At 47.0% G+C, this 13,238-nt stretch carries 13 protein-coding genes; 3 read left to right on the forward strand and 10 right to left on the reverse strand.

The window, feature by feature from the left end:
* Positions 1-18: 18 nt before the first annotated feature.
* The 5 genes from EA392_09395 to EA392_09415 form a co-directional block, all read right to left on the reverse strand.
* Positions 19-534 carry a DUF2892 domain-containing protein gene (locus EA392_09395; protein TVR38678.1) on the reverse strand — a complete coding sequence of 172 codons (516 nt, stop codon included), beginning with the start codon at positions 532-534 and terminating at the stop codon, positions 19-21.
* Between the two features lie 59 nt (positions 535-593).
* Entirely contained in the window at positions 594-827 is a 234-nt protein-coding gene (locus EA392_09400; GenBank protein TVR38679.1) for a peptidoglycan-binding protein, read from the reverse strand.
* Between the two features lie 44 nt (positions 828-871).
* Positions 872-1,630, reverse strand: coding sequence for a hypothetical protein (locus tag EA392_09405; GenBank protein ID TVR38680.1), 759 nt, complete (start codon positions 1,628-1,630; stop codon positions 872-874).
* Positions 1,624-2,466 carry a DUF692 domain-containing protein gene (locus EA392_09410; protein ID TVR38681.1) on the reverse strand — a complete coding sequence of 281 codons (843 nt, stop codon included), beginning with the start codon at positions 2,464-2,466 and terminating at the stop codon, positions 1,624-1,626. The genes EA392_09405 and EA392_09410 overlap by 7 nt, the downstream gene beginning before the upstream one ends.
* 83 nt (positions 2,467-2,549) lie before the next feature.
* A complete protein-coding gene (locus EA392_09415; protein TVR38682.1) occupies positions 2,550-3,032 on the reverse strand; it encodes a hypothetical protein in 483 nt (160 codons plus the stop codon).
* A gap of 150 nt (positions 3,033-3,182) precedes the next feature.
* Between EA392_09415 and EA392_09420 the strand changes: the two genes are divergently transcribed.
* Positions 3,183-3,731, forward strand: coding sequence for a hypothetical protein (locus tag EA392_09420; protein ID TVR38683.1), 549 nt, complete (start codon positions 3,183-3,185; stop codon positions 3,729-3,731).
* 63 nt (positions 3,732-3,794) lie between these two features.
* Positions 3,795-5,876: a dihydrofolate reductase gene (locus tag EA392_09425; GenBank protein ID TVR38684.1), complete on the forward strand. Its 2,082-nt coding sequence runs from the start codon at positions 3,795-3,797 to the stop codon at positions 5,874-5,876.
* Positions 5,877-5,947: 71 nt separating this feature from the next.
* Here EA392_09425 and EA392_09430 read toward each other — a convergent pair whose 3' ends face one another.
* Both EA392_09430 and EA392_09435 read right to left on the reverse strand, forming a co-directional pair.
* Positions 5,948-6,397: a response regulator gene (locus tag EA392_09430; GenBank protein TVR38685.1), complete on the reverse strand. Its 450-nt coding sequence runs from the start codon at positions 6,395-6,397 to the stop codon at positions 5,948-5,950.
* On the reverse strand, positions 6,394-7,959 hold the full coding sequence (locus EA392_09435; GenBank protein TVR38686.1) for a hypothetical protein: 1,566 nt from the start codon (positions 7,957-7,959) through the stop codon (positions 6,394-6,396). The genes EA392_09430 and EA392_09435 overlap by 4 nt, the downstream gene beginning before the upstream one ends.
* An 823-nt stretch (positions 7,960-8,782) precedes the next feature.
* On the opposite strand from EA392_09435, the gene EA392_09440 reads away from it, so the two are divergent.
* Positions 8,783-9,388 carry a glycosyltransferase gene (locus EA392_09440; GenBank protein TVR38687.1) on the forward strand — a complete coding sequence of 202 codons (606 nt, stop codon included), beginning with the start codon at positions 8,783-8,785 and terminating at the stop codon, positions 9,386-9,388.
* Here EA392_09440 and EA392_09445 read toward each other — a convergent pair.
* The 3 genes from EA392_09445 to fabG all read right to left on the reverse strand — a co-directional run bounded on the left by EA392_09445 (position 9,385) and on the right by fabG (position 13,146).
* Positions 9,385-10,227 carry a prohibitin family protein gene (locus EA392_09445; protein TVR38688.1) on the reverse strand — a complete coding sequence of 281 codons (843 nt, stop codon included), beginning with the start codon at positions 10,225-10,227 and terminating at the stop codon, positions 9,385-9,387. The two genes, EA392_09440 and EA392_09445, sit on opposite strands and share 4 nt — an antisense overlap.
* Positions 10,228-10,297: 70 nt before the next feature.
* A complete protein-coding gene (locus EA392_09450; GenBank protein ID TVR38689.1) occupies positions 10,298-12,382 on the reverse strand; it encodes a VWA domain-containing protein in 2,085 nt (694 codons plus the stop codon).
* 17 nt (positions 12,383-12,399) lie between these two features.
* Positions 12,400-13,146 (reverse strand): 3-oxoacyl-[acyl-carrier-protein] reductase, encoded by a 747-nt coding sequence (fabG, locus tag EA392_09455; protein TVR38690.1) that lies wholly within the window; start codon positions 13,144-13,146, stop codon positions 12,400-12,402.
* Positions 13,147-13,238 lie beyond the last annotated feature (92 nt).

The raw sequence follows: 13,238 nt of genomic DNA on the forward strand, positions 1-13,238 counted from the left end.
TCCTAATCCTCAGCGAAATCAGATTCGCTTCAATTGCTGTTGGAGCATTTTGATCTGATCAGCCAGAATTTTGTGCTTGTCGAGCTTTTTAGCTTCGGCTAAAAGCGTCGTAGCCTCTCGCTTCTTGCGTTTTGCCATACAAATACCGGCAAGGTTGAGTTTGGCCATTGCCTGATCGTGTTTCATGCGTAGCCCAAGATTGAGCGCCTTGCGGAAGTATTTCTCGGCCTGTGTTAAACTTTTCAACTGAGACTCTACCATGCCGAGCAGGTAGTAATAGTAGGCTTCCTGTGAGCGTACCAACAAATCAGGTCGTTTTATCCTCAAAAGAGCCGCATGCGCTTTATCGGGCTTTTGGCGACGCAACTGGAAAAATGCCCAGAGAATGCGCTCGTCCTTGAAAATACTCAAGACTATAAGCGCCAACACGAAAATAAGTGAGATGCCGTTTCCTATGTGTCCTGAACTGAATTGCCAGATTATCAATCCGAGAAGCGCTGCGATGAGCGTAAACTTCACTACGCGGTTTACCATGGTTTTCGGGAAATTTCGGCAAAGTTAAAAAAGCCGGCGGGATGGATGACCTGACTGTTCTATGGAGTTCCTCCTCGTGCTTTTAAGGCTTGCACATTGAGCAAAAAAGCCCAGGTGATATCACCCACAGCACCGTCAACCGGAATACTTGTTACTCGCTGAAAATCCAGAACTGCCTCTGTAGTGCGGGCACAATAACAACCACTGGGCTCAATGTTGTAGCCAATTTCCTTCAGGATTTCCTGAAGGGCGAGCACTTCGTCCCCTTGCGATCCCTGAATAAGCAATTCCATCGGAAAGGTTATTGGTTGGTACGCGTGAAGTTAATCAATTTTTGCTACGCTGCCTTCCCGAGGATGAATTGTTTGCTTTGAAGGCTTTTCAGGAAGTTCAGAACCTTCTGCTCATCAAACGAATCAGGCGATAGGCTTCCTGACTCGATGAGGGCATTCATCGCACCTAGTGCGTGGAGCCCTTCTGACTCTAAAAGGGTTTCGAGCAGCGCTGCGTATTGGAGACTAAGCGAAACAAATTGCACTTTACCAGACTCCTTCTCACGAAAAACGAGCAGAAAAAAGTTTCCGGGTTTGGATATAAAATCAGCACGATGAATACGGTGAACAGGGTAGGTGAGGTGCAAAAGTCTGTAGTGCGGGTTAAAAACCAGTGGAAGGCTCAATAACTGGTTATCGGCACAAAGAACGTGAGCGGGAACTTCCAGGTCGGGCGTGCTGTGTACCTCTATTTCTGTCCATTCCATCATAAGCAGGTCGGGCAAAAAAGGCAGGTTGTTGGATTTGTGATATCCGGTCTCCTCGACAAATTCCAGTAATTCTCGGGCCATCCGCCAAACCCGGGGGTTGTGACATTTGTGTTCAGCGAAAAATCTTTCAACCAGTTCATTCCAATTGTCAGTTCCGAGGAACCTCACCGCAATAGGATAAGCCTCAGTCAAGATACTATGAACAACATTGAGCACCAACTTTCGATACTGTTTAAGTCTTTCAGGTGAAGTGCCCGGTATGCTGATGTCTATGCCGTCACGGCAATATTGTGCAAGCGCGCCCTGAATTGATGATGTATCCTTCTTCAACATGTTTGTCGGCTCCAGGCTTGATGCGCCAAACCGCGCAGATTGTTCATTTCACCAACCAAAACCGATAAGTCCGGTATGTTGAAGTCGCGCTCAAGCAGCACGGGCACCGGGTTTAGTTTAGGGAGTGTCCAGGAAAACAGGTCATACACCGGTTCTATCACATTTTGACCGTGTGTATCAATAATGAGGTCAGGCGCCACTTGTTCGTGCCCGGCCATATGGATATATGCCACAGACTCGAGCGGAAGCGATGACAGGAAAGTTTTCGGGTCGTATTGATGGTTGAAGGCATTTACGTACACATTGTTCACGTCGAGCAGAAGCTTACAACCAGATTCATTGACAATGCCGGAAATAAAAGTTGCCTCATCCATTTCAGCAGCCACAGGCGTGTAGTACGAAACATTCTCGAGTGCGAGCGGGCGTTCCAATACATCCTGCACCACCCTAATGCGCGCTGCGATGTGCCTGATGGCGTCTTCCCTGAAAGGAATAGGCAACAAATCGTACAAGTGGGCATTGTTGCACTTGCTGTAACTTAGGTGCTCACTGTATAACTGAACATTGTGTTCGTCCAGAAATCCCTTCAAGTCGCGGAGAAACTGCAAGTCCAGGGGGTCAGGGCTTCCTACAGACAATGAAAGGCCATGACATACCACCGGGTAGGCTTCGGTAGCTCGTCGTAAAACTTTGCCCCAGTAGCCGCCCATGCCCATCCAATTTTCGGGGGCAAGCTCGATAAAGTCCGGTCGGTCGGAAATGAGGGCAATCATGTCCTCAGCCATTTCCCGCCGGAAACCAAGACCAACACCCGGTATGTTAACTTCCTTATTCATCCCATCTTACGCCGTACTCAATTTCTGCCCAACATAAAAAAAGGGAGCTCATGAAAGCTCCCCCTTCAAGATTTAAGAGCATGCTAGTTTCCGCATTTGCCTTCTCCACATTTGTGTTCACCGGCTTTAGACTCCTTTTCTTTTTTTTCCTGTGCTTTTTTCTCTTCTCGCTCCAAAGCCTCTTTACGCGCGGCATCACGATCGGCCTGGCTGGCTTTTTTGCCACACATTTGCTCGCCGGCTTTGCTCTCATCGGCTTTGCTTTGGCCTTTTTCTTCAGCTTTGGATTTCTCTCCACACTTGCCCTCCCCGCATTTAAGCTCCATATTGCGGTTATCAACAAATGCGATGGGGTTTATGCTGCTGAGAATTTCGCTGCGCAATTCACCTCCTGAGCCAAGCATTTCAAAGCTCTCAGTTGCATTTGCATTACTGCCCATTGCGCTTGCAAGTATAGCACCAGTAGCCAAAGCAGATATCCGAATGTTTTTTTTCTTTTCCATGAGTGAAATGTTGAGGTTGATGTTTAAGAAAGCCGAAGCTTTTCTTCGACCATATTGACGCAAGTTACAAAACATGAGTCAGTCCGCAGAGTTTTTTGGCATTTTTATCGGGAACTAAGCACGGTGAATTTGTAAGGAATTCATTGTTTACAAGCTGTGAGCTCCCTTCAGGTATTTAACATTCAGGGTGCTACAGTTTGCTAACTTTGCGCTGTGCTGCATTATCCCGGAATCATTTCTTTCCTCGTGTTTGTGGGCCTCCATTTTACGGCCCACAGCCAAAATTTGCGCATGCAGCATGAAATGCAAATGCGCGAAAAAGATATCGCACGCACTTCGGTTCACTTCGAAATTGGCGGCAATGCCCTGGGTTGGTCTATAAACGGTGATCGCATCCTCTTTCAGTCTGATTATTACAAGGGGTCGCTCAGGCTCGGGATTGGAATATTGCCCTACCCTTCATCTTTAAAAGACAATCGCACATTCCTTTTCTTTCCTGTAGAGTACAACAACCTCTTTGGGCCGAAGCAAAACTTTCTGGAAATTGGTTTGGGAACCACTTTTACGAACTCATTACAGGGCAGTGATATCTGGATTACCGGAAGGGTGGGGTATCGTTTGCAACCCATCGGCGGCGGTTTTTTTATGCGGGCAGGATTGGTATTGCTTTACATACCCTATACCAACCCGATTCTTTACGGCAACGAAACAATGGATATAGTTCTTCCACTTCCCAGCGTTTCCTGGGGTTTTAGCTTTTAGAGCCGGTACCCCGCGGTTTTTGTGAAATGTTAATTTTGCAGGGCGACACAAAAACCAACCCATATGTTTCAAAACACATTTTGGGCTGCCATATTGGTGGCTTTTCTTTTTACCTCGTGCGATTCGGAAGATACGCGCATTACCTCGGCCGCGCTGCCCGAAGACTGGCAACCCGACGATGCGGAGGTTTATATTCCACAACCAGATGAAGACGGGTTTGCATGGCAAACAGAACAGTTTGCGGATCTTAAAATCCTGCGATACCGAATTCCCGATTGGGAGAATCTAACGCTTCAGCAAAAAAAGTTGGTGTACTATCTTGTAGAGGCAGGATTGACTGGAAGAGAGATTATTCAGGATCAGAATTACCGGCACAACCTCACTATTCGCAGGGCGCTTGAAAATATCTACGAGAATTATTCTGGCAACAGAAATACCAAGGGCTGGAAACGCTTTGAGACATACCTGAAGCGGGTTTGGTTCTCTAACGGTATTCATCACCATTACAGCAATGCCAAGTTTCTACCAACATTTAGCAGAGATTATTTTGATGAGTTGTGTGTTGACACAGGTATTGAGTTGAGCGATGAGGTTCTCGCAGCTATCTTCGACCCGGCTATTGATGCCAAAAAAGTAGAGCAAGACCCGGATAAAGGACTCGTTGAAGGTTCGGCTGTTAATTTCTACGATCCGGATATAACCACCCGGGAAGCTGAGGAATACCTCGCTTCCATTGCACCGAAAAATAAGCGAACCCCCGTTTCAACAAGTTTGAATTCCAAACTGGTGAGAGGTGATGACGGGAAGGTTGGAGAGCGCAGATATCGCGTGGGAGAGATGTACTCTGATGCCCTTAAAGAGGTAGTGCGCTGGCTGAAACTGGCTGAAAGCGTAGCGGAGAATGATAAACAGGCTTCTGCATTGCGCAAGCTTATTGATTATTACCAAACCGGAGACCTTGAGATATGGGACTTGTATAACATTGCCTGGGTGAGAGCTATTGAAGGCGACATTGATTACATCCAGGGCTTTGTTGAAGTGTACAATGACCCTCTGGGTTATACTGGCTCTTTTGAGAATATTGTGCAGATCAAGGATTTTGACGCATCTGAACGCATGCAGGTGATGATGGAGAATGCGCAGTGGTTTGAAGACCACATGCCATTTATGGATCAGCACAAAAAAGAGAATGTAGTTGGTATTACGTACAATGTGGTCAATGTTGCGGGAGAGGCCGGAGATGCTTCGCCGTCAACTCCAATCGGAGTGAACCTCCCCAACGCCAACTGGATCCGCAGTATGTATGGCTCCAAATCTGTGAGTTTGGGAAATATTCTGGAAGCTTATGATAAAGCCTCCGGACCAGGCATGATCGATGAGTTTGCGTATAATGAAGAGGAGGCCGAGCGGGCAAAAATGTATGGAAGCCTGGCAGGTAAGCTACACACGGCTCTTCATGAAGTCATTGGTCATGCATCAGGAGCACTCGAGGAAGGAGTGGGCACCCCAAAGGAAACCATCAAGAGCTATGCTTCAACCATCGAGGAGGGCAGGGCCGATCTGATTGCACTGTATTTCATTATGGATTCGATGATGGTGAAATTAGGACTGGTGGAAAGCATGGATGTTGGAAAAGCAGAGTACGATAGCTACATACGAAACGGATTGCTCACACAATTGCGCAGACTTGAACTGGGCGATGATATCGAGGAAGCTCATATGAGAAACCGTGCATGGGTATCCCGTTGGGTATTGGAGGCCGGAGCCGCGGATACTGTTATTGCCGAAGTGAAGCGCGAAGGAAAAACGTTCTACCACATTCGCGACTATGATCGGTTGCGCGAACTGTTTGGAGAACTTCTTCGCGAAGTTCAACGCATTAAGTCGCAAGGCGATTACAACGCTGCCCGCAACCTTGTAGAAAATTACGGTGTGAAGGTAGATCAGGACCTTCACAAAGAGGTGCTCGAGAGAACTGCTAAACTCGGTATAGCACCTTATGGCGGGTTTATCAACCCGAGATTGGTAGCGGAGATGGGAGAAGACGGTGAAATTACCGATGTGCGGGTAGAGTATCCGGATGATTTTGCCCGCCAGATGATGGAATACAGGGAGAAGTATTCTTTTCTGCCTGATTACAACTGATGGGATGACAGCAGAGTTGTTAAAAAAAAGGGAGCCAACGGCTCCCTTTTTTTAACAGGTGAAACGAAACATTACACTGCTTTGTAATGATAACCAAAACCTCTCTGAATGAGTTGTTGCCAACGGTCGGAGAGTATCTTTACAGCCCTGCTCAGCTGAATTTTTTCGGTGGGTTTCAAAAAGTAGCCGTTCGCACCCCTGACATAACACGCAGCAATCACATCCTTGTCGCTGTTGTCGCTTAAAACAAAAACCGGTATTTGCTTCAGTTTGTCGCTTCGTTGAATTTGTTCAAGAATTTTCAGTCCTTCCTTCGCATCCGGTAAGTTGATATCCAGTAAAATGAGGGAGGGCAGGTCAAGATGTCTTACCCTTGTGCTCAGGCACTGCGAAATGAAGTCATGCACGGCACTCATGGTTGAGAGGTGTTGAATTTCTACTGTATCGTTGTTTTCAGCAAACATTCGTTCAATCAATGCACAATCGGCTTCGGTTCGGTCAATCAGTAAAATCCTTTTCATAGCTCGTGCTTTTCATTAATTTGAACAGGTTCGGGTTGGGTGTATTGTGGCAGTTTAAATTGGTAAGGCAGTTTCGCGATTTTATCGAGAAACCAGTGGTGAAAAACCACGTACTCATGACTTCTGATTTTCCATGCGTAGTCAGAGTGATCGCTTTCCAGTTCGTAGAACAGATCTTGATTGTTGAAGTAGGTTTTGGCAAAGTCGAAGCTGGTGCGCTCCAGGTTCCTGAGAATTTTGAGAATAGCCTTGTCGCGAGAGGCAAATTCGAGTTCTTCGGGATTTTTAGACAGGTGTTTGCGCAAGGAGTCAATTGAAAGGTCTGCGAGATCCAAAAGTTGCATCTCCATCAAACACATGATGCTTAAAATGCGAACCCCCACATTCCAGCCTTCAGGGTCAGTATCCATGAGGGCATATTCACTGTTGCACCGCTCGTAAGCTTTAGAAAACTGACCTCTGTTAAACAGAATACAGGCCTGCAGGTAAACCATTTTACTGCGTTCAAAGGGGGCAACGCGTATTAAATCACTTTGCAACAATGTGTCAGCTACTTCCCACGCCATATTCAGGTTACCCTGAAAATAGTAGGTCTGGGCCTGCAGCGATTTAATTGCAACAAAATTGTAGCTACCCACCCCTGCTCCCCGCAAACTGAGTTCGATATTTTTCTGACAGTGGTCAAACTCATGCATCAGCATGTGGTTGTAGGCCAGGTTGACGTATGCACTACTTAATTTAATATCAGACCGTAGAGCAGGACTAGCGTTGATCACATGAACCATTTTCTCCGCCGATTTACCCGCTGAATTATAATCCCCGAGTGCCTGGAAGTATTCCATTTCAAAGAGATAAACGTATTGTCCAACGGTTGCAGATTTCGTGGAGTTGTAAAGACGCTGGAGTTCTGATAAGGCCTCGGTCAATAGACCTACTTGCTCGTTTTGGCTGGCCTTTCGATCAGCAGCCATATAAAAACGGGTATTCCATTCCAAGGCGAGATATACAGCGTCTCTCTTTTTTTCTGCCTCTGTAATTTTACTCCGTAAAATCGAAAAAGCCTTTTCTCCTTGTGAAAGCCCATCCCATTCAAGTTTAATTCGTAGAATGCTCACGAGGAGATCGTAGAGTTCGTAGGTTTCACAGGTTTGAATTTCGTTACTCATTAATAAATTCGCAGACCGTTGGTTTCCTCGGCCTAAAAGATTGGTAATGAGAATCCAATTCTTGGTGACAAGTTGGCGCGCCTTGTACCACTCACTGTAGTTGCCTCTGCGAAGAATGTTTTGCCGAAGGGTAAGAGAATCGAATATTTTATCGCGTAGCCGGGTCAGAAATTTATTGAAGTCGTATTTGTCCATGCCCGGGCTGATGGCGTTTAGCAATTCGTCGTAATCAGCGTTTGGATGATCGAGCATGTATTGCAGGGCTTCGTGCGATTTAAGGTGCTGGGCGCCTTTTCTGCTGAATGACACAAGGTATTGCAGGGCTAATTCGCCCTCAAAGGGCTTGAGCCTCTGCGTAATCTCGCGCAACTCGTCAAATATGTTCAGCCTTTTCATGAGATAATGTCTGATAAAAGTAGTCTAAAATAGAATACAAGTCAAGTAATAAGGGAAAAAATAAATAAAAAGCACAATTAACAATGTCTGAAAATAGCAACTATTTCCAATTATTTATTACTTGGATGCAGCACCTTTGCTCCGAACATTCATTGTAACCTTCTAAAAACAGCGATATGACTTCTTTCTTTGCTCTCCTCTTTGCACTGATTTTCGGTTCGGCCACTTTCCAGAGTGCCCAGGTAACTACCGACAGAACCCAGACTCCGGATGTGGAAACCACCTACTCCAAAAGCGACGGTATTGGTATGGGCGGTACCGGTGGTGGAATGACCGACCCCACAAGACCCTGATAGATTCAAGCCATTTCGCAATGGCTACAAGAAATGTAATTGCTGACGTACTATTCGAGAGGCCATCAGGCAATTACATAATAAAAGACGGCAGTAGCCGTCTTTTTTTTTGAGGACACCATACTTTTCTTGTAGGTTCAATGTAAGCACCGGGCTTGCGGCAATGGCTATATTTAGAGGGTGATACGGCCCAGTCTCCCCTGATAAGCTGTCAGGTCTTCGCGCAGATCAAATTGCGCCCTGTGTATCTATTGGAATGCCCGATGAAACAACTTTTCTTTCAAAACGCTTGAAGGAACCTCAAAAGACCTTAATATTGTGGTGTATTGTGGTACGGCTGAACCGGATGAATACCTTACCCTGTGTTCACGGATGAATTTTGATTTCCGAAATTACCTTGAGTCGGTCTGCAGTAGGGGTTTTACGCGAGTACGACCTGCAATTGAGATGTTCAAACGCAATATCGAGCCATGATTGACGAAGAAGACCTTCTGATCATCTTTGCCCGGAACCCTGTTCCCGGAAAGGTTAAGACGAGATTGGCCCAAGCCATTGGAGATGATCTAGCCTTAAAAGTTTACCTGCGATTGTTGGAGCATAGTCACAAAGTTGCAGATGAGCTGGACTGCACCACACGCGTGTGCTATACCGATAGCATCGATGATTTTGGTTTGCTGGACTATTTTAAGTTCGAAAAGCAATTACAGGAGGGCGCAGACCTTGGCGACAGAATGCTCAACGCTTTCAACACGGCCTTTGAGGATGGTTTTCGAAGGGTGGTGCTGATTGGGTCGGACTGTATCGAGCTAACATCGGGTATTCTGCGCGATGCTTTTGAAAGCCTTATTGAACACGATTGTGTGTTGGGTCCTGCAACCGACGGCGGCTACTACCTGATTGGCCTCAATACCACACTTACTGCCTTGTTTGAAAACAAAAAATGGAGTACCCCCGACGTGCTGCTCGATACCTTGCTTGATCTTCAAAAGGCCGACAAGAGCTACTTTATGCTGCCAACTCTCAGTGATATAGACACCCCTGAGGATTTCGAAAAGGTACAGCGGCTTTTTGCTTAATTGCCGCCAAGGATAATGGGGAGGCCGTCCTTTCCGCTGCCGATTACCACCACTTTGGCGTTGTTAGACTGAGACAAGGCTTCGGTTGCTTCAATACCCTTCCAGCGCAACAAGTCCTGCGTTATACTTTGGGCCACGATCTTCTGGAAATCCTGGATTCCTTCTGCCTCAATCTTTTTACGCGCGGCCTCTTTTTGTGCCTTTTCGATACGGAATTCGTACTCAAGCGATTCTTGCTCCTGTTGAAGCTTGCGCTCTATGGAAGCGCGCAGCTTCTCCGGAAGTTCTATGTTTCGAATCAGCACGTCATTCAACTGAAGGAAGTTGCGGTTGAGTCGTTTTCGCATTTCTTCTTCAACCTGCAGCTGAATTTCCTCCCTGCGCGTGGTGTTAATCTCTTCCGGAAGGTATTGTGCAATGGTCTCGCGGGTTACTGCACGCATGGCCGGGATCACAACACGGTCTACATATTTACTTCCCCGTCGCACCTCTAAACTTCCTAGCTGTTCTACAATCGGCTCGTGAAAGATTGTAACGTCAAGTTTAATGTCCAGCAGATTGGAAGATAATGCGGTCATCGACACCGTTGTTTCTTGCTGGCGTATTTCGTAATCCACTACGCTGTTCCATGGAGCTATCAGATGGAAACCCTGCCCCAAAGGAGCATCCTCCTCCGAAATACCACCTCCAAAAGTTTTATAAATCAATCCTGCATGACCTGCGGGAATAGTTACAGTGATGCGAGACCATGATATGATCAACAAAACCAAAACGACACCGAATATAATAAACGGACGAACTTTGCTGATATCTACGGGTTGAGGGTTGTAATTAGACATACGAATATGATTTAAGACGTTGCAGACAAAGGTAACATTTTAGAGTGGGCTTGGTTTTTGGGCTGGACCACTAATAGGCCCCACCTCGCTTGCGAATAAACCATTCAATCGCCAGTAACGCGAGCAAGCAAAAGAAAATCCATCGCAGGTTGATCAAATCGGCCAGCTCCTTTCTGTCGTAGATGACCGAAGCAATTTCACCGCTTTCGGCAAGCATTTCCGGTAGTTGTTGCAGATTATCAGGGTAGAGCATTGCGCCGGAGGTGGTCTGCGACAACTGGTACAACAACTGGTGGTTGGCCCGGGTTTGCATGGCTTCTACGTTCACCGGAACCACGCTAAACGCACCTTCAGCGGTGTGTCTTTCGGCTGTAGTAATAGAAGTTGCTATGTAGCGATAATTACCTGCCGGCAGCAAACCCGCTTGAAGCCTGTATGCGTTTCCGGCTCTCGAAAAGCTGAATTCATAGGTACGGCCTTCTTCATCGGTTATCTCCATGATCACTTCCGGATCAGTCACCAGTTCATAACTCTTGTTGTAGCTCTCAGCGCGAAAAACAACGGGTTCATTCTCGCGAAACGTTCTTGCCCCCGAAATGCGTAAAAAAGCTTTACTTTCTCTTGCCGAGAGGTACTGTGCCGTTTTTTGCACCAAACTGTTGAATACGTCATGACTGCGAAAGTCAGCGTAACTCATAGTCCGCCAGCGCCAAAGCCCTTCGCCTACCAGCACTGCGGCTTTTTGATCATTTACTTCAGTGAAAGCGAACAGCGGATACTCGGTTTTTACAGCTCCTACGCGCTGGTACATTAACACCTGTGCCTGCGTAGTAAGCTGGTAATCGCCAAATGGAGCGCTGAGTGGGGGCAATTTACCAAAGTGGTGGCCTGTTTCCGCTTCGATGCTGAAAAGAGAAAAGGTACTGTTAAAAGCACTCCCAACGGCATTACTTGTAGCCCGCGGATTGCTGATTCTCACTCCCGCATTGAAATTGTTGAATGCCTGGAGGTCGCTTTGACCGGTAAGGATAAACCATGTCGGGATATTTTTATCGCGTATCGCGTTCAGGTAAGTGCCAATTGGGAACTGTCGTGAAGGAAGCCCATGAAGAACAACCAGATTGTATTCTTCCAGAACGGGCATCACCTCACCGGCCAGAATCACCTCTACTTCGTAGTTTTCGTGTGTCTCAAGGGCCAGTCTTATAGCGCGGATATCAGGGTGGGGTGCATTGGCAACCACCAGGATTTTTTGCTTGCTGTCAAGAATTTCGAGATAAAACTCACGGGTGTTGTTCAGGGTGGTGAATTCACCGCTTAAGGGTTTTACACTTGCGGTAAAGCGCTGAATGCCTACCGGCTCGGCGGGAAGCAAAAACTTCACGGCCTGTTGGCTCACCTCGCCCTGAAAGCGCACCTGTTGGCGAGCCAATTCTTGTCCGTTTTTAAGGATGCTCACCTCAGTGGCTTCGCCATCGTATCCACGTGCCTCCACAATCATTTCAACCGGAAAATCGTTTCCAAGGTATGCGAGTTGGTTGTGCGAGAGGTCGCGAATCAAAACGTCTTTTCTCGCTGTGGTATCACCTAAAGCAATGGTATAGATAGGCGCGCCAAGCAGGTGACTCCGGTGAATGGGATTCATTCCCCTGTTGTACAATCCGTCGGAAGCAAGAATGACTGCTCCGAGATTTCGGTTGCTATATCGCTGGTAGATTTCATTCAGAAAACCCGCAATATCGGTCTCGCGGTCTTTAAAATCAAAGGTGGGATTTTCCTGAATTTTATCTCCGAAACCATAGGTCCTCACCTCGAATTTTTGCCCAAGTCTGCTCGCAAGCTCAGGTAACCCCTCAGCAGCCAACATCCTTACATTGGATGAGTCGGCCGAGAGAACCATCGATGCGCTGTTGTCCAATGCAACCACCACTACAGGTGCTTCCACATCCTGCGACATCATTTTGAGCATGGGCTCCAGGAGAAAAAAAGCCAGAATGGTCACTACAACAAAGCGAAGACCGGCCAGTATTTTGATGATGGCTGGATGAAAATCCTTCAGGTTGCGATCGCGAAAATACAAAAGCGCAGCAGCGCCTATGCCCGCTAACACACAGAGCAGAAGGTACCATAAGGGGTATGTGGTGATGATTTCCAAGGTGGGCGTGATGCTCCTTAGGTAAGCATGCCTCCGTCAACATTGATTGTTTGCCCCGTGATGTATGCACTCCAGTCGGATGCCAGAAAAACGCACAAGTTGGCCACATCTTCGGGGGTTCCTCCGCGTTTTAATGGAATAGCCTCACGCCATTGTGCCACCACGTCAGCGTCGAGGGCGTCAGTCATCTCGGTTTCAATAAAACCGGGTGCAATAGCGTTACAGCGCACGTTTCGCGAACCAACCTCAAGTGCTACCGACTTGGTAAAGCCCAGAATACCTGCTTTGGAAGCGGCGTAATTTGCCTGCCCGGCATTTCCTTTTACACCTACTACTGAACTCATGTTGATGATGGAGCCGCTTCTGGCTTTCAACATGGTTCGCATCACAGCTTTGGTGAGGTTGAACACTGACTTCAGGTTGGTTTGGATTACTTCATCCCATTGTTCCTCCGTCATTCGCATCAACAAACCATCTCTTGTTATGCCGGCGTTGTTGATGAGTACGTCAACGGTACCAAATTCTTTGACAACTTCTGAAATCAGAGCGTCGGAAGCGGCATAATCTGCTGCGTCGGATTGATAGGCCACGGCTTTAACACCATTTTTCTGAAGTGATTCGGCAAGCTCATTGGCTTTTGTAGCGGACGATGCATAGGTAAAGGCAATATGTGCTCCCTGAGCGGCGCATTGTTCAGCTATGGATCTTCCGATTCCGCGACTGGCACCGGTAATCAGCACCACTTTTCCATCGAGTAATTTCATGTGTTATTGGACTTGTTTGATGTAAGGCTCAAAGATAAGAGAAGCCCCGGTTTTATCCGGGGCTAAGTTTGTACTTCTGAAAAATGAATCTT

It is taken from the genome of Cryomorphaceae bacterium (genome assembly GCA_007695365.1).
Taxonomy (GTDB): domain Bacteria; phylum Bacteroidota; class Bacteroidia; order Flavobacteriales_D; family SKUL01; genus SKUL01.